Origin of the sequence: Pseudomonas sp. ZY71 (assembly GCF_036542145.1) — a bacterium.
Lineage (GTDB): Bacteria > Pseudomonadota > Gammaproteobacteria > Pseudomonadales > Pseudomonadaceae > Aquipseudomonas > Aquipseudomonas koreensis_A.
This window is the reverse complement of sequence record NZ_CP144274.1, coordinates 6,308,828-6,334,970: the sequence shown is the minus strand read 5'-3', so window position 1 is coordinate 6,334,970 and position 26,143 is coordinate 6,308,828. Positions and strand designations below refer to the sequence as shown.

The window sequence follows — 26,143 nt, the reverse complement described above, 5'->3', positions numbered from 1 at the left end:
CGTGCACGAAAAAGGGAGCCCGAAGGCTCCCTTTTTTTGTCGCTCAACGCTTGATCAGAACAACACACGGCTACGGATAGTGCCGTTGATGTGCTGCAGCTTCTCTTGCGCCAGATCCGAGTACTCGGCGTCGACGTCGATCACCACGTAGCCCACCTTCTCGTTGGTCTGCAGGAACTGACCGGAGATGTTGATGCCGTTTTCGGCGAAGACCTTGTTGATCTCGCTCATCACACCCGGGATGTTCTCGTGGATGTGCAGCAGGCGGTGCTTGCCAAGGTGAGCCGGCAGGGCCACTTCCGGGAAGTTCACCGACGAAACGGAGGTACCGTTGTCGCTGTACTTGACCAGTTTCTCTGCCACTTCCAGACCGATGTTGGCTTGCGCTTCGGCGGTCGAACCACCGATGTGCGGGGTCAGGATCACGTTGTCGAGGCCACGCAGCGGGCTTTCGAACTCTTCGTCGTTGGAGCGTGGCTCCACCGGGAATACGTCGATGGCCGCGCCGATCAGGTGCTTGTCCTTGATCGCGTCCGCCAGAGCGTCCAGTTCAACCACGGTGCCACGAGCAGCGTTGATCAGGATGCCGCCCTTCTTGATGGCGCGGATTTCCTTCTCGCCGATCATCCACTGGGTCGCAGCGGTTTCCGGAACGTGCAGGGTGACGATGTCGGACATGCCCAGCAGTTCGGTCAGGCTACCGATCTGAGTCGCGTTGCCCAGCGGCAGCTTGGTCACGGTGTCGTAGAAGTACACCTGCATGCCCAGACCTTCAGCCAGAACCGACAGCTGCGTACCGATCGAGCCGTAGCCGACGATGCCGAGTTTCTTGCCGCGGATCTCGAAGGAGTTGGCTGCGGACTTGATCCAGCCGCCACGGTGGCAGGAAGCGTTTTTCTCCGGGATGCCGCGCAGCAGCAGGATCGCTTCGGCCAGCACCAGCTCGGCAACGGAGCGGGTGTTGGAGTACGGCGCGTTGAACACGGCGATACCGCGCTCGCGGGCAGCACTCAGGTCAACCTGGTTGGTGCCGATGCAGAAACAGCCGACCGCAACCAGCTTCTTCGCGTGATCGAAGATCTCTTCGGTCAGTTGGGTGCGCGAACGAATGCCGATGAAGTGAGCGTCAGCGATCTTTTCCTTGAGCTGGGCTTCCGGCAAGGAACCTGTCAGGTATTCGATGCTGGTATAGCCCGCCGCCTTGAGGACGTCGACAGCCGATTGGTGGACGCCTTCGAGAAGAAGGAACTTGATCTTGCTCTTATCGAGAGAAGTCTTGCTCATCTGCGTAAACCTGTATCCCGGAGAAAAATGGCAGGAAATGGTCAACAGACGCTGACCCGGACGACAAGAAAGTCGTCTCCGCGGATCTGGCCTTGGGCACTGTCCTGCGGGGTCGATATGCTAGCATAGCCTCCCCGCTAAACACTCATTCCTGCGACGTGAAGCGTTCTCAGGATGACCATGAATTGTTCGAGAGTTCTGTCGATGACCAATCCTGCCCTGATTGATGAACTGAAGACCCTGGTCGAGCCTGGCAAGGTCCTGACCGACGCCGACTCCCTGAATGCGTACGGCAAGGATTGGACCAAGCACTTCGCCCCGGCGCCCAGCGCCATCGTGTTTCCCAAGACCATTGAGCAGGTGCAGGCGGTTGTCCGTTGGGCCAATGAACACAAGGTCGCACTGGTGCCATCGGGCGGGCGCACCGGGCTTTCCGCCGCTGCGGTGGCCGCGAATGGCGAAGTGGTCGTGTCGTTCGACTACATGAATCAGATTCTCGACGTGAACCTCACCGACCGCACTGCCGTTTGTCAGCCGGGCGTGGTCACCGAGCATTTGCAGAACGTCGCCGAAGAAAAAGGCCTGTATTACCCGGTCGACTTCGCCTCGGCAGGTTCCAGCCAGATTGGCGGCAATATCGGCACCAATGCCGGCGGGATCAAGGTGATTCGCTACGGCATGACCCGTAACTGGGTGGCTGGCATGAAAGTCGTCACCGGCAAGGGCGATGTGCTGGAGCTGAACAAAGACCTGATCAAGAACGCCACCGGTTATGACCTGCGCCAGTTGTTTATCGGCGCTGAAGGCACCCTCGGTTTCGTCGTCGAAGCGACCATGCGCCTCGATCGCGCGCCGAAAAACCTCACCGCGATGGTCCTCGGCACCGCCGATTTCGACTCGATCATGCCGGTGCTGCACGCTTTCCAGGGCAAGCTCGACCTGACCGCGTTTGAATTTTTCTCCGACAAAGCCCTGGCCAAGGTCATGGGCCGTGGTGACGTGCCGGCTCCGTTCGAGACCGATTGCCCGTTCTACGCGTTGCTGGAATTCGAAGCGACCACCGAAGAAGTGGCCAACAGCGCACTGGAAACCTTCGAGCACTGCGTCGAGCAGGGCTGGGTGCTGGACGGCGTGATGAGCCAGAGCGAAACCCAGCTGCAGAACCTGTGGAAACTGCGCGAGTACATCTCCGAAACCATCTCGCACTGGACGCCGTACAAAAACGACATCTCGGTCACCGTGTCGAAAGTGCCAGCGTTCCTGAAGGAAATCGACGCGATCGTCGGCGAATACTATCCGGACTTCGAAATTGTCTGGTTCGGCCACATCGGCGACGGCAACCTGCACCTGAACATCCTCAAGCCGGACAACCTGAGCAAGGACGAGTTCTTCGCCAAGTGCGCAACCGTCAACAAATGGGTGTTCGAAACCGTCGAGAAGTACAACGGTTCGATCTCCGCCGAGCACGGCGTCGGCATGACCAAGCGCGATTACTTGACCTACAGCCGCTCGCCGGTTGAGATCGAGTACATGAAAGCGGTGAAAGCGGTGTTCGACCCGAACGGCATCATGAACCCGGGCAAGATCTTCGCGGTTTGATTGGCAATCCCTTGAATCAATGAAGGCAGGAGTCGGTAAATGAGCTATCAGCACCAGTACGTCGACGGCACGCGCATCCACTTCCCGATCGGGAAAGTCGTGTGCATTGGCCGTAATTACGCCGAACACGCCAAGGAACTGGACAACCCGGTACCTACCGAACCGTTGCTGTTCATCAAACCGGGCAGTTGCGTGGTCGAGCTGGAAGGCGGTTTCGCCATTCCGACCGAGCGCGGTTCGGTGCACTACGAAGCGGAAATCGCCGTGTTGATCGGCAAGCCATTGTCGACCAAACCGAGCCGTGAAGAAGTCCTCGACGCGATCTCCGGTTTCGCCCCGGCGCTGGACCTGACCCTGCGCGACAAGCAGGCCGAGCTGAAAGCCAAGGGCCTGCCGTGGGAAATCGCCAAGTCGTTCGACGGCGCGGCAGTGATCGCCCCGTTCGTGGTCGGCAGCACCTTTGCTGATCTGACCGACATCGGCATTCGTCTGACCATCAACGGCGAAGTGCGTCAGGACGGCAACAGCAGCGCGATGCTCAACCCGATCGTGCCGATGATCCAGCACATGGCCGGCTGCTTCTCGCTGCAGGCCGGTGACGTGATCCTCACTGGCACGCCAGTCGGCGTCGGCCCGCTGAACGTTGGTGACGACATCGTCCTCGAACTGGTCGGTGCGAGCAGCTTCACCAGCAGCGTGCGCTGATTTAACGCGGTCCCCTTGTAGGAGTGAGCCTGCTCGCGATAGCGGTCTGTCAGTCAACGATTGTTTCGACTGACCTGACGCTATCGCGAGCAGGCTCACTCCTACAGGGTTTTGTGATCTCTCCCACAATGGCGCAGGGCAATCCCGCCATTTGCCGTTTTTTTCACATCCTGTACGGATAATTCCTCTCATTCTGGCGTCTGAGCCGGCCTCTTTGTGCTATTACCCATAGCCTGAATTTTCGGAACGCGTCCCTCGATGTCATCTCAAACTCAGCTCAAACCCACCCGCCGCTCACGTTTCTCCCTGCGCTGGTATGTCTGGCTCTTGCTGGTGGTTGCCGCCGCTTATGCCTTGGCGTTTGCCATGCATTGGGATGATCGCGGGGTGCTGTGGCTGCAGGAACGCTTCGAAAGCCAGGCCGAGCAGAAAGAAAGCATCTGGCTACCGGACTATCGCGTGGTGATCGATGCCAAGCCGCTCAAGGGGATGGAGAAGGATGAAGCTTCGGATCTGGCGTACAACCCGCAGACCAAAACGCTGTTCTCGGTGATGGGCAAGAACCCGTTTCTCGCTGAACTGACTTTACAGGGCGATGTACTGCGCAAGATGCCGCTGGTGGGCTGGAGCAATCCGGAAGGCCTGACGATGATGGAAAACGGCCTGATGGCCATCGTCGACGAGCGCCAGCACATGCTGTCGATCGTCAAGGTCGACGCTGATACCCGTGAACTGAATATCGCCGACTTCCCGAAATACGATCTCGGTCCGTCGAAAGACCAGAACAAGGCCTTCGAAGCTATCACTTGGGATGCGCACAACCAGCAATTGCTGTTGGGCGAGGAGCGCCCGCCGGCGTTGTTTACCTGGAAAAGCGATGGCAGCCAGACCCTCAAGGGTGACAAGCAGAAACTTGCCAGTGACGAACTGGATATTCGCAACCTCTCGGCCTTGGCGATTGACCCACGCACCCAGCACACGCTGGTACTGTCAGCCGATTCGCACCTGCTGCTGGAGCTGGACGAGAAGGGCGAGCAAGTCAGCTTCATGACCCTGCTCGGCGGTTTCAATGGCTTGAAAAACACCATTCCCCGCGCAGAAGGCGTGACCATGGACGAAGCGGGTACGCTGTACATGGTCAGCGAGCCGAACCTGTTCTATCGCTTCGAAAAACAGAAATAGCAGCCTTTACCGATTCCAATGTAGGAGCTGCCGCAGGCTGCGATCTTTTGATCTTATGAACAGCAAGATCAAAAGATCGCAGCCTGCGGCAGCTCCTACAGGGGTTGGCTTGTGGTTTGAGGCAAGTGGCCATTAAGCTTCAGTTCAGACGGGCGTGATATTTCATCCGCCTGTCTTGATCCCGAGCTCACCCGAATGCGTCGACTTGCCCGTCCCAAACCTCTGATTATCATCCTGTCGGTGATTGTCTTGATCGCGTTAATCGCTATCGGTCAATACATGCGTCTGTTCGAGCGCGCCTGGTTCAATCTGCACACGTTGTGGCAACCGCAGAGTAGCGAGTCGATTGGGCTGGATCAGTATCGCGTCGAAATTGAAGCGCGGGTGATTGGCGGGCTGGACGACGATGTCTCGGCGCTGACCTTCGATCCGGTGCGCAAAAGCCTGTTCACCGTGACCAACAAGAATTCCGAACTGGTCGAACTGTCGCTCGAAGGCCAGATCCTGCGGCGTATCGCGCTGATTGGTTTCGGCGATCCGGAAGCCGTCGAGTTCATCAGCGCCGACACCTATGTCATCACTGACGAACGTCAGCAGCGGTTGATCAAGATTCACTTGGAGGCAGACACCACCTTCCTCGACGCAGCAGACGCCGAACAAATGACCCTCGGCGTGCATATGGCCAGTAACAAGGGTTTTGAAGGCCTGGCGTACGACTCGGTGGGCAAGCGCCTGTTTGTCGCGAAAGAACGCAACCCGATGCTGATCTACGAAGTGCACGGCTTTCCGCACTTCAACCCGGAGAAGTCCTACGCGGTGCATGTGATCAACGATCCCAAGCGCGATGCCGGGATGTTCGTGCGCGATCTGTCGAGTTTGCAGTACGACGAGCGCAGCGGGCATTTACTGGCGCTGTCGGATGAGTCGAGATTGATTCTGGAACTGGATGTCGACGGGCGCCCATTGAGCACAATGTCCATCAGTGGCGGCCGACAAGGTTTGAAGAAAACCGTACCGCAGGCGGAAGGAATTGCCATGGATGATGACGGGACGTTGTATCTGGTGAGTGAGCCGAACCTGTTTTACGTCTTCAAAAAGCCAACCCCGAACTAACCAACACCACAAAACCATTGTAGGAGTGAGCCTGCTCGCGATAGCGATGTGTCAGTCGACATTAATATCAACTGATCCACCGCTATCGCGAGCAGGCTCACTCCTACAGGGGTATTTCGTCTGCCCATTAATTTCGGACAGTCTGGGTTTACTCAGCCTTGAGGGTTTTCACGCCTTCGCTGGTCCCCAGCAACAACAGATCCGCCGGGCGCGCCGCGAACAAGCCATTGGTGACCACGCCGACAATCGCATTGATCTGCGCTTCCAGCTCCACCGGGTTGGTGATCTGCAGGTTGAACACATCAAGAATGATGTTGCCGTTGTCGGTCAAAACACCTTCGCGATACACCGGGTCGCCGCCCAGTTTCACCAGTTGGCGTGCGACATGGCTGCGCGCCATCGGGATCACTTCGACCGGCAGCGGGAACTCGCCCAGCACCGGTACCAGTTTGCTGGCGTCGGCGATGCAGATGAAGGTCTTGGCCACGGCCGCAACGATCTTCTCGCGGGTCAGGGCCGCACCGCCGCCCTTGATCAGGTTCAGGTGCGCGTTGCTTTCGTCGGCGCCATCGACGTAGAACTCCAGGTCGCTGACGGTGTTCAGTTCATACACCGGAATCCCGTGGCCTTTCAGGCGTGCGGCGGTGGCTTCGGAGCTGGCGACGGCGCCATCGAATGCGCCCTTGTGCTGGGCCAGGGCATCGATGAAGCAGTTGGCGGTGGAGCCGGTGCCGACCCCGACGATGCTCTTGTCGTCGAGTTTCGGAAGGATGAAGTCGACGGCGGCCTGAGCCACTGCCTGTTTGAGTTGATCCTGGGTCATGCGGGCTCCGGAAGCGGGCAAGGTGAGAACGGAAAGGCCGGCATTATAGCCGCAAGCGTGGCTAAAACCTCTGGATTCGTGTGGTCGTGCGGGCAAAAGCCGGGTTAGACTCCTCGGTCCCGCTCAACCGCTCAGTGATGCTTTCCGATGCTCGAACAGTACGTCAAAAAGATCCTCACCTCGCGCGTTTATGACGTTGCCGTAGAAACCCCGCTGCAGAACGCTCGCCAGCTCTCCGAGCGGCTGGGCAATGACATTTGGCTCAAGCGCGAAGACTTGCAGCCAGTGTTCTCGTTCAAGATTCGCGGCGCCTACAACAAGCTGACGCAACTGAGCGATGAAGAGCGCGCCCGTGGCGTAGTCACCGCGTCGGCGGGTAACCACGCGCAGGGCCTGGCCCTGGCGGCGAAAGTGCTGGGCGTGAAAGCCACTATCGTCATGCCCAAGACCACTCCGGAAATCAAAGTCGAAGGCGTGCGTTCGCGCGGCGGCAAAGTGGTGCTGCACGGTGATTCGTTCCCGGAAGCCCTGGCCTACTCGCTGAAACTGGTCGATGAAAAAGGTTACGTCTACATCCACCCGTACGACGATCCGCACACCATTGCCGGGCAGGGCACCGTGGCCATGGAAATTCTGCGCCAGCACCCGCAACCGCTGGACGCGATCTTCGTGCCGGTCGGTGGCGGTGGTCTGATCGCCGGTATTGCCGCGTACGTCAAATACCTGCGTCCGGACATCAAAGTCATCGGCGTCGAGCCGGACGATTCCAACTGTCTGCAAGCGGCGATGGCTGCGGGTGAGCGCGTCGTATTGCCGACCGTGGGCATCTTCGCCGACGGCGTGGCGGTGGCGCAGATTGGCCAGCACACCTTCGACATCTGCAAGGACTATGTCGATGAAGTGATCACTGTCAGCACCGACGAGATCTGTGCAGCAATCAAGGATATCTACGACGATACCCGATCGATCACCGAGCCTGCTGGTGCTTTAGGCGTGGCCGGGATCAAGAAATACGTCGAGTTGCGCGGCGTCAGTGGCCAGACTTTCGTGGCCATCGACTCCGGTGCCAACGTCAATTTTGACCGCCTGCGCCATGTTGCCGAACGCGCCGAACTGGGTGAAGGCCGCGAAGCGATCATCGCCGTGACCATCCCCGAGAAAGCCGGCAGCTTCAAAGCGTTCTGCGAGGCCGTCGGCAAGCGTCAGATCACCGAATTCAACTACCGCTATAACACCGGCAGCGAAGCGCACATCTTCGTTGGCGTGCAGACCCACCCGGACAACGACCCGCGCAGCGCACTGCTGGCGAGCCTGACCGAACAGGGTTTCCCGGTCATTGACCTGACCGACAACGAACTGGCCAAGCTGCACATTCGCCACATGGTCGGCGGGCATGCGGCGCACGTCATTGATGAAGTGGTGTTCCGCTTCGAGTTCCCGGAGCGTCCGGGCGCGCTGTTCAACTTCCTTAATAAGCTGGGTGGGCGCTGGAACATCTCGATGTTCCACTACCGTAACCATGGCGCCGCTGATGGTCGCGTGGTCGCGGGCCTGCAAGTGCCGCACGACGAGCGTCATCTGGTGCCGGCGGCCCTTGAGGAAATCGGCTACCCGTATTGGGATGAAAGCGAGAACCCGGCCTATCAGCTGTTTCTTGGCTGAGCGGCTACGCTAAGGGGCATGGCCCAAGGAAGAGAAATTCATGGAAACCCTGACCACCCTGAAAGTCCTTCACGTCGCGGCGACCGTGGTCATACTCGCGAGCGGGCTGGGGCTCGCCGCTCTGACCTGGCGTAATCGCAGCGAAGGGCCGGCGAGCACGATGCAGCGCCCCTGGTTGTTTGTCTGGTGTTTGATGCTGATCGGCATGTTCAGCATGCCCTTCACTGGCTGGTGGCTAGTGCATCTGACTGGCTGGCCATTGGGGCAGTTGTGGATTCTGGGTTCCAGCGTGATTTATGCCGTGGCCACGTTGAGTGCAGTGTGGCTGTTGGTGCGGCTTAATCGGCTGTGGACTGGCGGGGTAGGTAACGGGAAATTCACGCTGGCGCTGGCGATTGTCAGCGGCATCGGATTTCTCGCCATTGCCGGGTTGATGGGGGCCAAGCCTGTTTAAGGCTTGGGACCGTGTCGGCCCGATTCGCGGGCAGGCTCGCTCCCACAGGGGATTTGTAACCTACACAGATCCAATGTGGGAGTGAGCCTGCTCGCGATAGCGATTTCAGTCGCGCAGAGTAATGACCGGCCAGCCACGCTTTTCCGCCTCAGCCCGCAGATTCGGATCCGGATCGACAGCCACCGGATTCGCCACCTGCTCCAGCAACGGCAAATCATTCATCGAATCGCTATAGAAATAGCTGTCGTCCAGCGAATACCCGGTCTCTTCCAGCCAACGGTTCAGGCGCGTCACCTTGCCTTCGCGGAAGCATGGAATATCAGTGCTGCGCCCGCTGTAACGGCCATCAACCATTTCGCACTCGGTAGCGATCAGCGTCTCAACGCCAAGACGCACAGCAATCGGCGCCGTAACAAAGCGGTTGGTCGCAGTGATGATCACTAGCTTATCGCCAGCATCGCGGTGCTTTTTCAGCAATTCCAGCGCCTGCGGCAGCACGATTGGCTCGATGCAGTCGCGCATGTAATCGTTGTGCCACTGATCGAGCACGGCCATGTCGGTGCGGCCGAGGATCTCCAGGCAGAAGTTCAGGTACGCGGCGTTATCCAGTTTGCCGGCCAGGTAATCCTGATAGAACTCGTCGTTGCGCGCCTTGTACGCAATCGGGTCGAGGAAGCCGCGTTCACACAGATAGTCGCCCCAGGCGTGATCGCTGTCGCCGCCCAGAAGGGTGTTGTCCAAATCGAAGAGTGCCAGGCGCATTGCAGTTACCCGCTGATAAGTCTGTAAAAAGGCGACAAGAATACGGTCTTTTCACAAGAGTGCACATAAGGTAGGAAGCTTCGTTGCCGCCTTATCAACCTTTGTGGAACAATGCGGCGACATGCGTTTGCGAGGTTGTGCCCGTGATCGACCCCGATGGTTTCCGCCCCAATGTCGGGATCATTCTGACGAATGACGCCGGCCAGGTGCTATGGGCTCGCCGTATCAATCAAGATGCCTGGCAGTTTCCGCAAGGGGGAATCAACCCTGAAGAGACGCCGGAAGACGCCTTGTACCGCGAGCTGAACGAAGAAGTTGGCCTGGAACGTGAAGATGTTGAAATACTGGCCTGTACTCGGGGCTGGTTGCGCTATCGTTTGCCGCAACGTCTGGTGCGTACCCACAGCCAACCGCTGTGCATCGGCCAGAAACAGAAATGGTTTCTCCTGCGCCTGATCTCCAACGAGCAGCGGGTGCGGATGGATTTGACCGGTAAACCGGAGTTCGATGGCTGGCGCTGGGTCAGCTATTGGTATCCGTTGGGCCAGGTGGTGACATTCAAGCGCGAGGTGTATCGCCGCGCCCTCAAAGAGCTTGCCCCGCGCCTTTTAGCGCGCGACTGACGACGGAGTTCGACCCCGAGCCATGCTCAATACGCTGCGCAAGATCGTCCAGGAAGTTAACTCCGCCAAGGATCTCAAGGCGGCGTTGGGGATTATTGTGTTGCGCGTCAAAGAGGCCATGGGCAGCCAGGTCTGCTCGGTCTACCTGCTTGATCCCGAGACCAACCGCTTCGTCCTGATGGCCACCGAGGGCTTGAACAAGCGCTCGATCGGCAAGGTCAGCATGGCACCCAACGAAGGTCTGGTCGGTCTGGTCGGCACGCGTGAAGAACCCCTGAACCTCGAAAACGCTGCGGATCACCCGCGCTACCGCTACTTCGCCGAAACCGGTGAAGAGCGATATGCCTCGTTCCTCGGCGCACCGATCATTCACCACCGCCGCGTCGTCGGCGTGTTGGTCATCCAGCAAAAAGAACGCCGCCAGTTCGACGAAGGTGAAGAAGCCTTCCTCGTGACCATGAGCGCGCAGCTCGCCGGCGTAATCGCTCACGCCGAGGCCACCGGGTCGATCCGGGGTCTGGGCCGTCAGGGCAAAGGCATTCAGGAAGCCAAGTTCGTCGGCGTGCCGGGTTCGCCGGGTGCGGCGGTCGGTACCGCGGTGGTCATGCTGCCGCCGGCCGATCTCGACGTGGTGCCAGACAAGACCATCACCGACATCAACGCCGAGCTGGCGCTGTTCAAGACCGCCATCGAAGGCGTGCGCGCCGACATGCGCGCGTTGTCCGCCAAGCTCGCGACCCAACTGCGCCCGGAAGAGCGCGCGCTGTTCGACGTCTACCTGATGATGCTCGACGATGCCTCGCTGGGCAGCGAAATCACCACCGTGATCAAGACCGGCCAGTGGGCCCAGGGCGCACTGCGTCAGGTGGTCACGGAACACGTCAACCGTTTCGAACTGATGGACGACGCCTACCTGCGGGAACGTGCCTCGGACGTCAAAGACCTCGGTCGCCGCCTGCTCGCTTATTTGCAGGAAGAGCGTCAGCAGAATCTGGTCTACCCGGAAAAAACCATTCTGGTCAGCGAAGAACTGACGCCGGCGATGCTCGGCGAGGTGCCGGAAGGCACGCTGGTCGGTCTGGTTTCGGTACTCGGTTCGGGTAACTCGCACGTCGCGATCCTGGCCCGGGCGATGGGCATTCCGACGGTCATGGGTCTGGTCGACCTGCCGTACGCCAAGGTCGACGGCATCGAAATGATCGTCGATGGCACGCGTGGCGAGGTCTACACCAACCCGAGCGAAGTGCTGCGCAAGCAGTTCGCCGAAGTCGTCGAAGAAGAGAAACAACTGGCGCTGGGCCTCGACACCCTGCGCGACCTGCCGTGCGTGACCCTTGATGGCCACCGCATGCCGCTGTGGGTCAACACCGGCCTGCTGGCCGATGTGGCGCGGGCGCAGAAGCGCGGCGCCGAAGGTGTCGGCCTGTACCGCACCGAAGTGCCGTTCATGATCAACCAGCGCTTCCCGAGCGAGAAGGAACAACTGGCGATCTACCGCGAGCAACTCGCCGCGTTCCACCCGCAACCGGTGACCATGCGCAGCCTCGACATCGGTGGTGACAAGTCGCTGTCGTACTTCCCGATCAAGGAAGACAACCCGTTCCTCGGCTGGCGCGGCATTCGTGTCACCCTCGACCATCCGGAAATCTTCCTGGTGCAGACCCGCGCGATGCTCAAGGCCAGCGAAGGCCTGAACAACCTGCGGATTCTGCTGCCGATGATCTCCGGCACCCACGAACTAGAAGAAGCCCTGCACCTGATCCACCGGGCCTGGGGCGAAGTGCGCGACGAAGGCACCGACGTGCCGATGCCGCCGATTGGCGTGATGATCGAAATTCCGGCAGCGGTGTACCAGACCAAGGAGCTGGCGCGGATGGTCGACTTCCTGTCCGTCGGCTCCAACGACCTGACCCAGTATTTGCTGGCGGTGGACCGTAACAACCCGCGTGTGGCCGATCTTTACGATTACCTGCATCCGGCGGTGCTGCAAGCGTTGCAAACCGTGGTGCGTGATGCGCATGCGGAAGGCAAACCGGTGAGTATCTGCGGCGAGATGGCCGGCGATCCGGCGGCGGCAGTGCTGTTGATGGCGATGGGTTTCGACAGCCTGTCGATGAACGCCACCAACTTGCCGAAGGTGAAGTGGATGTTGCGTCAGGTCAATCTGAGCAAGGCCAAGGAGTTGTTGGCCGAGTTGATGACCATTGATAACCCGCAAGTTATCCACAGCTCGCTGCAATTGGCGCTGAAGAACCTTGGGTTGTCGAAGATGCATCCGCCGGCGGTGGTCAAAGCGCTCTGAAGATCAAAAGCCCCTCACCCTAGCCCTCTCCCAGAGGGAGAGGGGACTGATTGGGGGATGCTGCAGAACTCCGCCGACCTGAAGGTGCTGTGCTGAATCCATAATCGAAGCGCACCGATTTGAAGGTGCTGTGCTGAATCCATAATCAACTCGGTCTTTCAGGTCGATGTATGGCTCAAGACACCTCGGTCGGCTCCCTCTCCCTTTGGGAGAGGGCTGGGGTGAGGGTCTGCTCTTAAGCTGTTATTTCCACTTCACCCAAATGCCCGCCATACGGCCCGAAACTGCGCTCGACCATCCGCCGCGACCCATCCGCCTGAACGATCAACGCCGTACTCGCCCGCGTCCCGTAACTCTGGCTGGCAATAAACACACTCGACAGCAATGTTTCAGTGGCCAGACCCACCCCGGTATCTGGCAATTCGGCAGATGGTGCCGTCTGCGCATCACTTAACAAACCCAACAACCGTTCAGGCTGCGGATCATCCAGCACCCCACTCAACGCTGCCTTGGCCTTGAGCAACTTCGGCCACGGCGTGTCCAGCCCGGCATTCGACAACCCATAGACGCCCGATTCCAGCATCACCGGTTCCGACATCCGCGCATTGAAATGCCACAGCTCATGACTATTGCCGAGCAACAGATTGAACCCGGCATATTCCGCCGCACGCCCGACCACATCGCTCAAATAATCATCAATCGACGCATCGCCGGTCAGAAACCGCGCCACCAATTCCCCCCGCGAGTTGCGCGCTGGTGGCTGCTGCGGATCACGGATATTGGTCAGCGCAGCAAAGCGGCCGTTGGCGCCAATCCCCAGCCAGGTCCCACCGGCCTCAAGATCGCGCCCGGCATGCACATGCGGCGCCTCTGGCCACTGCGCCAGCGGCAGACTCGGCCGGGCGTAGAACTCGTCACGGTTGGCCGCGACGATCAGCGGCTGAGCATGGCCCGGCCGCCAGGCGAAAACAATCAGGCACATAAGGTGGTCCTTGTGTGTTTTTTGCTCACTCTACGCATCCGGCGTCCGTGCATCCATCGCCAGTGGAGCCAAAGGGTGTGCATCCGTTACCATGCCGCTCCGGTTTTGCGGATGCGGTCTGGGGAGACGGTCATGGAATTTCTGCTCTATCTGGCGCTGGGCGCCTGTGCGGGCGTGCTGGCCGGACTGTTTGGCGTCGGCGGCGGGATCATCATCGTGCCGGTGCTGGTGTTCAGTTTCACCTTGCAGGGCTTTGATCAGTCGATCCTTACCCATCTGGCGGTCGGGACGTCGCTGGCGACGATCATCTTCACCTCGGTCAACGCCGTGCGTGAGCATCATCGACGCGGCGCGGTGCGCTGGCCGATCTTCATGTGGATGGCCGTCGGCATTCTGCTTGGTGCAGGCTTCGGCGCACTGACTGCGGAAGCGATTTCCGGGCCGCACCTGCAAAAGATCATCGGCGTGTTCGCCTTGATCATCTCGGTGCAACTGGCGCTGGACATCAAACCCAAGGCCAGCCGAACGGTGCCGGGTAAACTCGGTTTGACCGTGGCCGGCAGCATCATCGGCTGGGCCTCGGCGATATTTGGCGTTGGCGGCGGCTCGCTGACCGTGCCGTTCCTGACCTGGCGCAGCGTGCCGATGCAGCAAGCGGTGGCGACTTCGTCGGCCTGCGGGCTGCCGATCGCGCTGGTCAGTGCATTAAGTTTCATGATTCTGGGCTGGCACGATCCGTTGTTGCCAGCCCATAGTCTCGGTTTTGTCTATTTGCCGGCGTTGTTGGGCATCGCCCTGACCAGCATGGTCTTCGCCCGCATCGGCGCGCGTTTGGCGCATCGGTTGTCGCCGCGCTTGCTGAAACGGCTGTTCGCCGCTTTGCTGTTCAGCGTGGGTGTGAGCTTTCTGCTTTAACCGCGTCGCAATCCTGGCTTAATCCTGAGGTGGCAGCGTCGCCCGGGAATTTTGGTTTCAACTCTAACGAGGAGTCGCAATGCTGCCTTACCCGCAGATCGACCCGGTGGCCCTGGCCATCGGTCCGCTGAAAATCCACTGGTACGGTCTGATGTACCTGATCGGCATCGGCGGTGCGTGGCTGCTGGCGTCGCGCCGGCTCAACCGTTTCGACCCGACCTGGACCAAGGAGAAACTCTCCGACATGGTCTTCTGGATGTCGATGGGCGTGATCGTCGGCGGACGTCTGGGTTATGTGCTGTTCTACGATCTGAGCGCGTATCTGGCCAACCCGACGCTGATTTTCGAAGTGTGGAAGGGCGGCATGTCGTTCCACGGCGGCTTTATCGGGGTGATGCTGGCCGCATTGTGGTTCGGCAAGCGCAACGGCAAGTCGTTCTTCCAGTTGATGGACTTCGTCGCGCCAATGGTGCCGATCGGTCTGGGCGCCGGGCGCATCGGTAACTTCATCAACGCCGAATTGTGGGGCAAAGCCACCGACGTGCCGTGGGCCATGGTTTTCCCGCCGTTCAGCGATCCGGCGCAGCTGCCGCGCCACCCGTCGCAGCTGTATCAGTTCGCGCTCGAAGGCGTGGCGCTGTTCCTGATCCTGTGGATTTTTTCGCGCAAGCCGCGTCCGACCATGGCCGTCTCGGGCATGTTCGCGCTGTTCTACGGCATCTTCCGGTTCATCGTCGAATTCGTCCGCGTGCCGGATGCACAACTGGGCTATCTGGCCTGGAACTGGCTGACCATGGGCCAGGTACTCTGCGTGCCGATGATCGTCGGCGGGCTGTTCCTGATCTGGCTGGCCTATCGTCGCGCGCCGGCAGCACCGCTCGCACCGACGGCTTAAACTACGAACCCCGGCGCGCGACGCCGGGGCTCAAAGGACACAGGTAACTCATGAAGCAATATCTCGAACTGGTCTCGCACGTCATTCAGAACGGCACCAAGCAAGCCAACCGCACCGGCATCAACACCATCAGCTTCCCGGGTGCGATGCTGCGTTTCGATCTGCAGGAAGGTTTTCCGGCGATCACCACGCGCAAAATGGCCTTCAAATCGGCCATCGGCGAGATGTGCGGTTTTCTCCGTGGCGTGAACAACGCCGCTGAATTCCGTGCGCTGGGCTGCAAGGTCTGGGACCAGAACGCCAACGAAAACGCACAGTGGCTGGCCAACCCGTTCCGTCAGGGCGACGACGACCTCGGCGAAATCTACGGCGTGCAATGGCGCAAATGGCCGGCGTACAAGCAGATCCCGCTGAGCAACACCGCCGCCATCGAACAAACCTTGAGCAACGGCTACAAGCAAATTGCCCAGGGCGAAGAAGACGGCCAGGCTTACGTGGTGTTGTACAAAGCCATCGACCAGGTGCGTCAGTGCGTCGACACGATCATCAACGATCCGGGCAGCCGCCGTATTCTGTTCCACGGCTGGAACGTCGCGCAGCTCGATGAGATGGCCCTGCCGCCGTGCCATCTGCTGTATCAGTTCCACCCGAATGTCGAGACCAAAGAGATTTCTCTGACCCTCTACATCCGCTCCAACGATCTGGGTCTGGGCACGCCGTTCAACCTCACCGAAGGCGCCGCGCTGCTGAGCCTGATTGGTCGCCTGACCGGCTACACGCCACGCTGGTTCACCTATTTCATCGGTGATGCGCACGTCTATGAGAACCACCTGGACATGCTCAACGAACAGCTCAAACGCGAGCCGTTCGCCATGCCGAAACTGAAAATCTCCGACCGCGTGCCGGAGTTTGCCAAGACGGGTGTGTATCAGCCGGAATGGCTGGAGCTGGTCGAACCGAGCGATTTCTCGCTGGAAGGTTATGAGCACCACGCGCCAATGACCGCGCCGATGGCGGTTTAAGCCGTTGCATAAAACCCCTGTGGGAGCGAGCCTGCTCGCGAAGAGGGCGTGTCAGTCATAGAGATGTCGACTGATACACCGCTTTCGCGAGCAGGCTCGCTCCCACATTTGGTTTTGCGTGAGTCTTAATGGCCGTGGCTGCGGCCTACATGGGAGTGCTCCACTTCCGTCGCGACAACCCCGCCACTCACTTCCAGCCGCTGCAAAATCCCGCACTGATCCGCCCCCAGCCCTTCGCCACAGCGTTGGCGCAGGTCGAGCAGTTGTGCCTGCAACGCCAGCAACCCATCAATCCGCGCCTTCACATGCTGGATATGCTCGTCGATCAGCGTATTCACGCTCTCACATTGATCCTGCGGGCTATCACGCATGGCCAGCAGACTGCGGATTTCTTCGAGGGTCATGTCGAGGGTGCGGCAGTTGCGGATGAAGGTCAGGCGTTCGGCGTGCGCCTGGGTGTAGACGCGGTAGTTGCCGTCACTGCGGGCCGGTTCCGGCAGGAGGTTTTCGCGCTCGTAGTAGCGGATGGTTTCCACGGCGCAGTCGGTGAGTTTGGCCAGTTCTCCGATCTTCATGACGGCAATCTCCAAAAGGGTGCTTGACCCTATAGTGGCTACAGGGTCTTTACTTGGCAACAGGCACCTTCATGGACGCGACCAATGAGCGATTCCCAGCACACCCACAAGCCCGGCGACGGCCACGATCACAGTCATAAATTGCAGCCTGTGCATAAGCATTCACAGGGCGGCGATTCTTGCTGCGGGTCGAAAGTTGCAGCGCCGGCACCGGTTCATGCGCACGAAGATTCCTGCTGCTCATCGAAAGCCGCCGCGCCTGCGCTGGTGCAATTGAGCGAAAAAACCAGCGCCGATGCGCGGTTGAGCAGTTTCCGCATCGAGGCGATGGATTGCCCGACCGAGCAGACGCTGATCCAGAACAAGCTCGGCAAACTCGCCGGCGTGCAGCAGCTGGAATTCAACCTGATCAATCGCGTACTCGGCGTGACCCACAATCTGCCGGGTACCGAGCCGATCACCGAAGCGATCAAATCCCTCGGCATGCACGCCGAGCCGTTGGAGACGGGCGTCGAAGCGCCAGCCCCGGCGCCGGTGAAAAAACACTGGTGGCCGCTGGCGTTGTCCGGTGTCGGCGCGCTCGCCGCTGAAGTCATTCATTTCACCAATGCGGCACCCACTTGGGTGGTGGCGATCATCGCGCTGGTGTCGATTCTCAGCGGTGGCCTGACCACTTACAAAAAGGGCTGGATCGCCCTGAAGAACCGCAACCTCAACATCAATGCGCTGATGAGCATCGCCGTCACCGGTGCGATCCTCATCGGCCAGTGGCCGGAAGCGGCGATGGTGATGTTCCTGTTCACCGTTGCCGAGCTGATCGAAGCGCGCTCGCTGGACCGTGCGCGCAACGCGATCAGCGGCCTGATGCAGATGACGCCGGAACAAGCCACGGTGTTGCAGGCTGACGGCAGCTGGATTGAGCAGGACGTGAAAAGCGTCGAACTCGGCGCCCGCGTGCGGGTGAAGCCCGGCGAGCGCATTGCGCTGGACGGTGAGGTGGTCAGCGGCAGTTCGACCATCGATCAGGCGCCGATCACCGGGGAAAGCCTGCCGGTGGAAAAAACCGTCGGTGACAAAGTCTTCGCCGGCACCATCAACCAGGCCGGTTCGCTGGAGTACGCGGTCACCGCCGCAGCGAACAACTCGACTCTGGCGCGGATCATCCACGCCGTCGAACAGGCTCAAGGCGCGCGTGCGCCGACCCAGCGCTTCGTCGATCAGTTCTCGAAAATCTACACGCCCGTAGTGTTCGTGTTTGCCTTGGCCGTGGCGATCATTCCGCCGCTGTTCATGGGCGCCGTGTGGTTCGACTGGATCTACCGCGCGCTGGTGCTGTTGGTGGTCGCGTGCCCGTGTGCACTGGTGATTTCGACTCCGGTGACCATCGTCAGCGGCCTCGCCGCCGCGGCGCGCAAAGGCATTCTGGTCAAGGGCGGCGTGTACCTGGAGGGCGGTTTCAAACTGGATTATCTGGCACTGGATAAAACCGGCACGATCACCCATGGCAAACCGGTGCAGACCGATTACCTGTCCCTCGACCCAACCGCCGATGCCACGGCCCCGGCAATCGCCGCTGCGTTGGCCGGCCGTTCCGATCATCCGGTGTCTCTGGCCATCGCCAAGGCTGCTGTGGATAAAAACTTCCAAGCGCTGATTGTGGATAACTTCGAAGCGTTGGGCGGGCGTGGCGTCAAAGGCGACATCAACGGCCAGACCTATCACTTGGGTAACCATCGTCTGGTCGAAGAACTCGGCCTGTGCTCGCCGGCACTGGAAGAAAAACTCTTCGCGCTGGAGAAACAGGGCAAATCCGTGGTGCTGCTGCTCGACAGCTCCGGTCCACTGGCGCTGTTCGCCGTGGCCGATACCGTCAAGGAAACCAGCCGCGAAGCGATCCGTCAGTTGCATGAACTCGGGGTGAAAACCCTGATGCTCACCGGCGACAACGTCCACACCGCCCAGGCGATTGCCGCGCAGGTTGGCATCGACGAGGCCCGTGGTGACTTGCTGCCGACCGACAAACTGCAAGCCATCGAAGACCTGTACAAGCAGGGCCGGCGAGTCGGTATGGTCGGCGACGGTATCAACGACGCCCCGGCACTGGCCCGCGCCGAGATCGGTTTCGCCATGGCCGCTGCCGGCACCGACACCGCGATTGAAACCGCCGATGTCGCCCTGATGGACGATGATCTGCGCAAGATCCCGGCGTTCATCAGCCTGTCGCGCAACACCGCCAGCATCCTGAAACAGAACATCGCGCTGGCCCTGGTGATCAAGGCTATCTTTCTTGCGGTAACCTTCGCCGGACTCGCCACCATGTGGATGGCGGTGTTCGCCGACATGGGCGTGAGCCTGTTGGTGGTGTTCAACGGTTTGCGCCTGCTGCGCAAATAAATGAGGAAAGGTTGTGCTGAGTGCCGAGCTGAAAGCGTTTTACATGGTCGCCCGCCTGGGCAGCATCACGCTGGCGGCGAAAAAACTCGGCCTCAGCCAACCGACCGTGACCACGCAGATCCGCAATCTGGAAAGTCAGTATTCGGTGGAGCTGTTTTATCGCGGCGGTCGACGCCTCAGTGTCAGCGACGAAGGCGCGCGGCTGCTGCCGATGGTCAAGACGCTGTTGCAGCAAGAGGCGGACATCGAGTTTTTCCTGCGCAACAGCGGTCAGGTGCAGGGCACTTTGCGCATCGCGGCGACGGCGCCGTATTACATCCTCGATCTGGTGAAGACCTTTCGCGAGCGTCTGCCGCAAGTGGAAGTGTCGGTGGAAATCGGTAATTCACAGCAGGTGCTCGAAGCGCTGGAGGATTACCGCGTGGACATCGCCGCGTCGTCGCAATTGCTCGATGACGCGCGGTTGATTCGCCGGGTGCTCGGCACTGATCCGCTGGTGCTGGCGGTGCATCGCAATCATCCGTTGGCGGCGCAGGAGCATGTGGCGTTGAGTGCGTTGGCCGGGCATACCTTGTTGATGCGCGAGTCGGGTTCCACCACGCGGCGGCTGACTGAAGAGTTGCTGGCCAGCGCCGGGGTCAGTTTCGGGCCGTTGCTGGAGATTGGCAGTCGTGAGTCGATTCGTGAGGCGGTGTTGCGCAATATTGGCATCAGCATCATTGCGCGGCAGGAAGTGCCGCATGATCCGCAGTTGCGCGTGCTGACGATCGAGAATGCGCCGCAGATTCCGGAGTACCTTTATTGCCTGAAAGAGCGCAAGGGCGCGCGGTTGCCGGCGGCGTTCCTAGGCTTGGCCCAAGAAATGTCCCCCGCGTAATGATCGTTCCCACGCTCCGCGTGGGAATGCAGCCCGGGACGCTCTGCGTCCCAACAGCCGAACGCGGAGCGTCCGATGAGGCATTCCCACGCAGAGCGTGGGAACGATCTCTGGTGAACCAAAATCCCTGAATACCACTATCGGCCGTTTTTGCCTCACTGCCACATGACGGACGCATTACAACTCTAGGATTGGCCCCATCTGCTTGATGAGGTCTGTCCATGAATCCTGCCATCGCAACTGCCCTGACCAACCCCGGTGCGCCGATGAAAGTGCGCGGCGTGCAGAAACGCTTCGGCGCGTTCACCGCACTGGATAACGTCTCCCTCGACGTCGCCGCCGGTGAACTGGTGTGCCTGCTTGGCCCGTCGGGCTGCGGCAAGACCACGTTGCTGCGCTGCATCGCCGGTCTGGAAAAACAGGACAGCGGCGAGCTGTACCTCGGCGACCGCGACGTCTCGCACCTCGCCCCGCAAGCCCGCGACTACGGGATTCTGTTCCAGTCCTACGCGCTGTTCCCCAATCTGACGGTCGAAGCGAACATTGCCTACGGCCTCGCCGGCAGCGGTCGTGATGAAGTGCGCCGTCGCGTCGGCCAGATGCTGGAATTGGTCGGCCTCACCGGCAGCGAGAAAAAGTACCCCGGCCAATTGTCCGGCGGCCAGCAACAGCGTGTCGCGCTGGCCCGCGCTTTGGCGCCGGCACCATCGCTGTTGTTGCTCGACGAACCGATGTCGGCCCTCGACGCCCGCGTCCGCGAGCATCTGTGCACCGAGCTGCGCCAACTGCAACGCAACCTCGGCATCACCACCCTGATGGTCACGCACAATCAGGACGAAGCCATGCTGATGGCCGACCGCATCGCGGTGATGAACAACGGCCGCGTCGAGCAGTACGCCACGCCGCAGGAAATCTACAACCGCCCGGCCACACCGTTCGTGGCCGAGTTCGTCGGCCAGGGCAACTGGCTGCCGTTCCAGCGCAACAGCGACAGCCACGCGCAGGTCGGCGGGATGAACCTGCGCCTCAGCGACGGCAGCGTTCAGCGCGCCTCGGGTCGTTTGTTCTGCCGCCCGGAAGCGATCAACGTCAATCCGCCGGTGCACGAAGAAAACCTGTTTCCGGCCAAAGTCCGCGAAATCACCTTCCTCGGCAACCGCTGCCGCATGAGCTTCGAACTCGATCAACTGCCGGGCCACGCACTGCTCGCCGAACTCGCCCCGGAAGCCATGCCGCGCCTCGGCGCTCAGCAGATCATGGTCGCCTTGCCGCCGCGCAGCCTGCAGGTGTTTGCCTGATGAACAGCAACCTCGCGCTGCCGCTACCGCACAAGCAGGTGCGCCAGACTTCGAAAGCCGAGATCGGCGACCGCATTTTTGTCGTCGGCGGCAAAGTCCTTTTGCTGCTGTTGCTCGGCGTCGCGGTGTTGCTGCCGCTGCTGGCGATTTTCTGGCGCGGCTTCAGCAGTGAAGCCGGGCAGGGCGGTGGCTGGGTCGCGGCGAAGGAACTGGTGACCAGCGAGAATTTCCACTGGCTGCTCGGCAACAGCCTGAAAGTTTCCCTCAGCGTCGCGGCCATCGTCGTACCGCTGGCCTACCTGTTTGCCTACGCGCTGCAACGCACGCTGATTCCGGCGAAAGGTATCTGGCGCGGAATTTCTCTGTTGCCGCTGATGGCGCCGTCGATGCTGCCGGGGATTGCGTTGGTCTATCTGTTCGGCAATCAGGGCATGTTGCGCGGGCTGCTCTCGGACAACATCTACGGGTTCTGGGGGATTGTGCTGGGCGAGGTGATCTACACCTTTCCCCATGCGCTGATGATTTTGCTCTCGGCGTTGTCGCTGGCTGATGCGCGATTGTTCGACGCTGCGTCGAGCATGGGCGCCAGTCCGGCCAAGGCGTTTCGCAGCATCACCTGGCCGGCGACGCGGCAGGCCGTGTTCGCCGCGTTCTGTCTGGTGTTCACCCTGACCATCACCGATTTCGGGGTGCCGGTGGTGGTCGGTGGCGACTATCAAGTGCTGGCGCTGGAAGCCTACAAAGCCGTGGTCGGCCAGCAACAATTCGGTCGCGGCGCTTTGATCGGCATGGTGCTGTTGCTGCCGGCACTGTTCAGCTTCGGCGTTGATGCCTGGCTGCGCCGTCGTCATGGTGATTCCATGAGCGGTCGCGCTCAGGTGTTCAAACCGGCGCCGTCGAAGTTGCGTGATGGCTGCTATCTGGCGATTGTTTTGTTGATCTCCGCGGCGTTGATTCTGGTGTTCGGCATGGCGGTGTTCTCGTCGCTGGTGAAGTTCTGGCCGTACAACCTGTCGCTGTCGCTCAATCACTATCAGTTCAACGAAACCGCCGGCGGTGGCTGGCTGGCCTACAGCAACAGTTTGAAAATGGCCTTGGGCACAGCGCTGATCGGCAGTGTGCTGATTTTCACCGGCGCTTATCTCATGGAGAAAACCCGCGATCAGCGCGGCCTCAACCTGGCGTTGCGCATGCTCAGTTTTGTGCCGATGGCGGTGCCGGGGCTGGTGCTTGGTCTGGGTTACGTCTTCTTCTTCAACCTCACGGGTAACCCGCTGCATGTGCTCTACGGGACGATGACGCTGTTGATCGTCTGCACTATTGCGCACTACCTGACCACCGCACAAATGACCGCGACCACCGCGTTGCGCCAGCTCGACGCCGAGTTCGAAGCCGCCGCGCTGTCGCTGAAGGCGCCGCTGTACCGGCATTACCTGCGCGTCACCGTGCCGATCTGCCTGCCGGCGCTGCTCGACATCGTGCGCTACCTGTTTGTCTCGGCGATGACCACGGTGTCGGCGGCGATCTTCCTCTACAGCCCCGACACCATCCTTGCGGCGGTCGCGGTGCTGAACATGGATGACGCCGGCAACGTCGGCGGCGCGGCGGCGATGTCGACCCTGATTCTGTTCACTTCGGCGGGCGTGTCCTTGCTGCTGGCGTGGGCTTCGCGCGGCTTGCTGCGCCGTTCTCAAGCCTGGCGGCAAACCGCGCCCGGTCACTGATTCCAACCCCGTTCAACTCATTACAGGAAAACGATCATGTTCAAGCCTATGGCCCTGGCCGCTGCTGTGCTCGCTACTTTCAGCCTGAATGCCTTTGCGGCAAAAACCGAGTTGACGGTGTACACCGCCCTCGAAGCCGAGCAACTGAAGTCCTACAAAGAAGCCTTCGAAAAGGCCAACCCGGACGTCGAGATCAAATGGGTGCGTGATTCCACCGGGATCATCACCGCCAAACTGCTCGCCGAAAAGGCCCGTCCGCAGGCTGACGCGGTGTGGGGTCTGGCGGCTTCGAGCCTGGCGATCCTCGATCAGCAAGGCATGCTGCAAAGCTATGCGCCGAAGGACCTCGGCAAGATCGGCGCGAACTACCGCGACGCCGCCAACCCGCCAGCCTGGGTCGGCATGGATGTGTGGGCCGCGACGATTTGCTTCAACACCGTCGAAGCCGAGAAGCAGGGTTTGAGCAAACCGGTGAGCTGGCAGGATCTGACCAAGCCTGAGTACAAGGGCAAGATCGTCATGCCGAATCCGGCGTCGTCCGGCACCGGTTTCCTCGACGTCAGCGCCTGGCTGCAAACCTTTGGCGAGAAGCAGGGCTGGGCCTACATGGACGGTCTGCACCAGAACATCGGCCAGTACGTTCACTCCGGTTCCAAGCCTTGCAAGTTAGCAGCGGCGGGCGAGTTCCCGATCGGGATTTCCTTTGAATACCCAGCGGTACAGCTGAAGCGTCAGGGCGCGCCGCTGGACATCATCTTGCCGAAGGAAGGCCTGGGCTGGGAGATCGAAGCGACTGCGGTGATCAAAGGCACGCCGCATGAAGAGGCCGCGAAGAAACTGGCTGACTTCTCGGCGAGTGCCGAGGCGATGGATTTGTACAAGGAGAACTTCGCTGTTCTTGCGCAGCCGGGGATCGCCAAGCCGCAGACCGAATTGCCGGCGGATTACGAGCAGCGTCTGATCAAGAACGACTTTGCCTGGGCCTCGAAGAATCGCGACGAGATCCTGACCGAGTGGCGCAAGCGTTATGACGGCAAGTCCGAGAAAGTGGCTGCCAAGTAAATCTTCGCAAGCTGACAGGGCCTCATCGCGAGCAGGCTCACTCCTACAGGGGAACGCATTCCAATTGTAGGAGTGAGCCTGCTCGCGATAGCGGTTCTGGATTCAGGGAAATATCCAGATGACACAACACAAAGACCTGCTCATCGTCGGCGCCGGCATCCTCGGCCTGTCCCACGCCTACGCCGCCGCCAAACGCGGCCTCAAGGTCGCCGTTTTCGAACGCACCGCCACGCCGCTGGGCGCCTCGGTGCGCAACTTCGGCCAGGCGCTGGTCACTGGCCAGCCACCCGGCCCGATGCTCGAACTGGCCAAGGCCAGCCGCGAAATATGGGGCGACTGGGCGCAACTCGCCGGGCTGCAAATCAAACGCAACGGCTCCTACTTGTTTGCCCGCACCGAAGCCGAAGAACACCTGCTCGAGACCTTCTGCAACGGTCGCGCCGTGGAACACGGTTACAACATTCAATTGCTGCGCGGCGCCGCGCTGCGCGACCTCTACAACGGCCAGTTCAGCCACCACCGCGCCGCCCTCCACGGTATCGACGATCAACAGCTGTACTCGCGTGAAGCAATCCCAGCGCTGATCGATTACCTGCGCCGCGACCTCGGCGTCGAGTTCCACTTCTCCACACTGGTACGCGACGTCGAGCCGGGTCACCTGCACAGCACCGCCGGCAGCTTTACCGCCAAGCAGATCATCGTCTGCTCCGGCCACGATTATCAGACCTTGCTCGCCGAGCCGATCGCTGCGCTCGACCCGCAAATCTGCCGCCTGCAAATGCTCCGCGCCAAACCTGCGACCGAGCTGAATCTGCAGCACGCCTTGCTCACCGGCCTGAGCTGCGTGCACTACGGCGCCTTCGCCGATCTGCCGGAAGCGGCGGCGGTGCAGGCGCAAATCATCCGTGAGCAACCGCACCTGCACGACAACGGCATCCACCTGTTGATCAGCCCGACGCCGTACGGCGAATTGATCATCGGCGACTCGCACCATTACGGCAGCGACCCTTCACCGTTCAACGCTGAGCAAGTGGATAACTGGATGATCGAGTTGGCCGAGCAGACGCTGGGCTGCAAGGTGCAGGTGGTCGAGCGCTGGCAGGGCGTCTATGGTTCCCGGGGGCCGGGGCCATTTTCATTCCTGCGCCCGGCAGTGGGTTTGAGTGTGGCGCTGATGCACACCGGCGTCGGCATGAGCGTCGGCCCGGCGTTGGCTGAGCGCAATATCGCGCAGTTGCTGGAGGAAATCTGATGGCGGATCACCAACAAGTCGTCGCCCGGGTGTTCGGGTTGTATGAGCGCTTCGGCACCAGCGATTACATCGGCGAGCCGGTGTCGCAGATCGAGCACATGTCCCAAGCGGCCGAACTGGCGATCGCCGAGGGCTTTGATGATGAAGTGGTGCTGGCGGCGTTCTTTCATGACATCGGCCATTTGTGTGCCGAGGGCGCTGAGAACATGGGCGGCTTTGGCGTGGTCAGTCATGAACGGCTGGGTGCGGACTATTTGCGTGAGGCCGGTTTCAGCGAACGTATGGCGAGGCTGGTGGAATATCACGTGCAGGCCAAGCGGTATCTGACGTTGCGGGAGCCGGGATATTTTGATCGGCTGAGTGAGGCGAGTCGGCGGACGCTGGAGTATCAGGGCGGGGTGATGACCGAGGCTGAGGCGAATGTGTTTGAGCGGGATCCGTTGTGTGCAGTCAGTTTGCGGATGCGGCAGTGGGATGAGCTGGCCAAGGAGAGGGCGGTGCCGGTGATGGATCTTGGGGTTTTGAAGCGTAAGGCTGCGAGATTGTTGTCTACTGTGTGATTGTCGCCCTCATCGGATCGCCGCCCGCCCAGCCCTCTCCCGGAGGGAGAGGGAGCCGACCGTGTTGTTTGGGGCTAT

23 protein-coding genes are annotated in these 26,143 nt (G+C 60.5%); 18 read left to right on the top strand and 5 right to left on the bottom strand.

Going from position 1 to position 26,143, the window contains the following annotated elements; translation table 11 throughout:
• Positions 1–54 precede the first annotated feature (54 nt).
• Entirely contained in the window at positions 55–1,284 is a 1,230-nt protein-coding gene (serA, locus tag VY732_RS28205; protein ID WP_331692971.1) for a phosphoglycerate dehydrogenase, read from the bottom strand.
• Positions 1,285–1,488: 204 nt separating this feature from the next.
• On the opposite strand from serA, the gene VY732_RS28200 reads away from it, so the two are divergent.
• The 4 genes from VY732_RS28200 (at position 1,489) to VY732_RS28185 (ending at position 5,883) form a co-directional block, all read left to right on the top strand.
• On the top strand, positions 1,489–2,883 hold the full coding sequence (locus VY732_RS28200; RefSeq protein ID WP_137218536.1) for an FAD-binding oxidoreductase: 1,395 nt from the start codon (positions 1,489–1,491) through the stop codon (positions 2,881–2,883).
• 39 nt (positions 2,884–2,922) lie between these two features.
• On the top strand, positions 2,923–3,588 hold the full coding sequence (locus VY732_RS28195) for a fumarylacetoacetate hydrolase family protein (RefSeq protein WP_008085293.1): 666 nt from the start codon (positions 2,923–2,925) through the stop codon (positions 3,586–3,588).
• A 258-nt stretch (positions 3,589–3,846) separates the two neighbouring features.
• The gene (locus tag VY732_RS28190) at positions 3,847–4,770 is read left to right on the top strand and encodes an SdiA-regulated domain-containing protein (protein WP_137218537.1); all 924 of its coding nucleotides are present in this window, start codon (positions 3,847–3,849) and stop codon (positions 4,768–4,770) included.
• A gap of 195 nt (positions 4,771–4,965) precedes the next feature.
• Positions 4,966–5,883 (top strand): SdiA-regulated domain-containing protein, encoded by a 918-nt coding sequence (locus VY732_RS28185; protein WP_331692968.1) that lies wholly within the window; start codon positions 4,966–4,968, stop codon positions 5,881–5,883.
• A gap of 148 nt (positions 5,884–6,031) precedes the next feature.
• Here VY732_RS28185 and rpiA read toward each other — a convergent pair whose 3' ends face one another.
• The gene (gene rpiA / locus VY732_RS28180) at positions 6,032–6,706 is read right to left on the bottom strand and encodes a ribose-5-phosphate isomerase RpiA (protein WP_331692967.1); all 675 of its coding nucleotides are present in this window, start codon (positions 6,704–6,706) and stop codon (positions 6,032–6,034) included.
• A gap of 147 nt (positions 6,707–6,853) precedes the next feature.
• Here rpiA and ilvA point away from each other — a divergent pair, with 147 nt between their 5' ends.
• Together ilvA and VY732_RS28170 are read left to right on the top strand one after the other, a co-directional pair.
• The gene (gene ilvA / locus VY732_RS28175; protein ID WP_077574943.1) at positions 6,854–8,368 is read left to right on the top strand and encodes a threonine ammonia-lyase, biosynthetic; all 1,515 of its coding nucleotides are present in this window, start codon (positions 6,854–6,856) and stop codon (positions 8,366–8,368) included.
• Positions 8,369–8,408: 40 nt separating this feature from the next.
• Complete coding sequence (locus VY732_RS28170; RefSeq protein WP_077574942.1) at positions 8,409–8,822, top strand: DUF2269 family protein; 414 nt, start codon at positions 8,409–8,411, stop codon at positions 8,820–8,822.
• 105 nt (positions 8,823–8,927) lie between these two features.
• On the opposite strand, the gene VY732_RS28165 is transcribed toward VY732_RS28170, so the two are convergent.
• Positions 8,928–9,584 carry an HAD family hydrolase gene (locus VY732_RS28165; RefSeq protein ID WP_331692964.1) on the bottom strand — a complete coding sequence of 219 codons (657 nt, stop codon included), beginning with the start codon at positions 9,582–9,584 and terminating at the stop codon, positions 8,928–8,930.
• Positions 9,585–9,727: 143 nt separating this feature from the next.
• Between VY732_RS28165 and VY732_RS28160 the strand changes: the two genes are divergently transcribed.
• Together VY732_RS28160 and ptsP are read left to right on the top strand one after the other, a co-directional pair.
• Positions 9,728–10,207, top strand: coding sequence for an RNA pyrophosphohydrolase (locus VY732_RS28160; protein WP_003229203.1), 480 nt, complete (start codon positions 9,728–9,730; stop codon positions 10,205–10,207).
• Between the two features lie 22 nt (positions 10,208–10,229).
• Positions 10,230–12,509: a phosphoenolpyruvate--protein phosphotransferase gene (gene ptsP, locus VY732_RS28155; protein WP_116028435.1), complete on the top strand. Its 2,280-nt coding sequence runs from the start codon at positions 10,230–10,232 to the stop codon at positions 12,507–12,509.
• A gap of 235 nt (positions 12,510–12,744) precedes the next feature.
• On the opposite strand, the gene VY732_RS28150 is transcribed toward ptsP, so the two are convergent.
• Positions 12,745–13,491, bottom strand: a complete 747-nt coding sequence (locus tag VY732_RS28150; protein WP_331692963.1) for an NRDE family protein — start codon at positions 13,489–13,491, stop codon at positions 12,745–12,747.
• A gap of 132 nt (positions 13,492–13,623) precedes the next feature.
• Between VY732_RS28150 and VY732_RS28145 the strand changes: the two genes are divergently transcribed.
• The 3 genes from VY732_RS28145 to VY732_RS28135 all read left to right on the top strand — a co-directional run bounded on the left by VY732_RS28145 (position 13,624) and on the right by VY732_RS28135 (position 16,323).
• The gene (locus tag VY732_RS28145; protein ID WP_116028433.1) at positions 13,624–14,406 is read left to right on the top strand and encodes a sulfite exporter TauE/SafE family protein; all 783 of its coding nucleotides are present in this window, start codon (positions 13,624–13,626) and stop codon (positions 14,404–14,406) included.
• A 79-nt stretch (positions 14,407–14,485) separates the two neighbouring features.
• Positions 14,486–15,301 carry a prolipoprotein diacylglyceryl transferase gene (gene lgt, locus VY732_RS28140; RefSeq protein WP_007913003.1) on the top strand — a complete coding sequence of 272 codons (816 nt, stop codon included), beginning with the start codon at positions 14,486–14,488 and terminating at the stop codon, positions 15,299–15,301.
• A 50-nt stretch (positions 15,302–15,351) separates the two neighbouring features.
• Positions 15,352–16,323: a thymidylate synthase gene (locus VY732_RS28135; protein WP_034153704.1), complete on the top strand. Its 972-nt coding sequence runs from the start codon at positions 15,352–15,354 to the stop codon at positions 16,321–16,323.
• A 125-nt stretch (positions 16,324–16,448) separates the two neighbouring features.
• On the opposite strand, the gene cadR is transcribed toward VY732_RS28135, so the two are convergent.
• A complete protein-coding gene (gene cadR / locus VY732_RS28130; RefSeq protein ID WP_331692960.1) occupies positions 16,449–16,898 on the bottom strand; it encodes a Cd(II)/Pb(II)-responsive transcriptional regulator in 450 nt (149 codons plus the stop codon).
• 84 nt (positions 16,899–16,982) lie between these two features.
• Between cadR and VY732_RS28125 the strand changes: the two genes are divergently transcribed.
• From VY732_RS28125 to VY732_RS28095, 7 genes are all read left to right on the top strand, one after another.
• The gene (locus VY732_RS28125) at positions 16,983–19,292 is read left to right on the top strand and encodes a heavy metal translocating P-type ATPase (RefSeq protein ID WP_331692959.1); all 2,310 of its coding nucleotides are present in this window, start codon (positions 16,983–16,985) and stop codon (positions 19,290–19,292) included.
• Between the two features lie 13 nt (positions 19,293–19,305).
• Entirely contained in the window at positions 19,306–20,169 is an 864-nt protein-coding gene (locus VY732_RS28120; RefSeq protein ID WP_064116303.1) for a LysR family transcriptional regulator, read from the top strand.
• Between the two features lie 221 nt (positions 20,170–20,390).
• Complete coding sequence (locus VY732_RS28115; RefSeq protein ID WP_331692957.1) at positions 20,391–21,467, top strand: putative 2-aminoethylphosphonate ABC transporter ATP-binding protein; 1,077 nt, start codon at positions 20,391–20,393, stop codon at positions 21,465–21,467.
• On the top strand, positions 21,467–23,191 hold the full coding sequence (locus VY732_RS28110; protein ID WP_331692956.1) for a putative 2-aminoethylphosphonate ABC transporter permease subunit: 1,725 nt from the start codon (positions 21,467–21,469) through the stop codon (positions 23,189–23,191). Before VY732_RS28115 ends, VY732_RS28110 begins: the two co-directional genes overlap by 1 nt.
• 36 nt (positions 23,192–23,227) lie before the next feature.
• On the top strand, positions 23,228–24,253 hold the full coding sequence (locus VY732_RS28105) for a putative 2-aminoethylphosphonate ABC transporter substrate-binding protein (RefSeq protein WP_034153698.1): 1,026 nt from the start codon (positions 23,228–23,230) through the stop codon (positions 24,251–24,253).
• Between the two features lie 118 nt (positions 24,254–24,371).
• Positions 24,372–25,505: a TIGR03364 family FAD-dependent oxidoreductase gene (locus VY732_RS28100; RefSeq protein ID WP_331692955.1), complete on the top strand. Its 1,134-nt coding sequence runs from the start codon at positions 24,372–24,374 to the stop codon at positions 25,503–25,505.
• Positions 25,505–26,065: a phosphonate degradation HD-domain oxygenase gene (locus VY732_RS28095; protein ID WP_331692954.1), complete on the top strand. Its 561-nt coding sequence runs from the start codon at positions 25,505–25,507 to the stop codon at positions 26,063–26,065. The genes VY732_RS28100 and VY732_RS28095 overlap by 1 nt, the downstream gene beginning before the upstream one ends.
• Positions 26,066–26,143 lie beyond the last annotated feature (78 nt).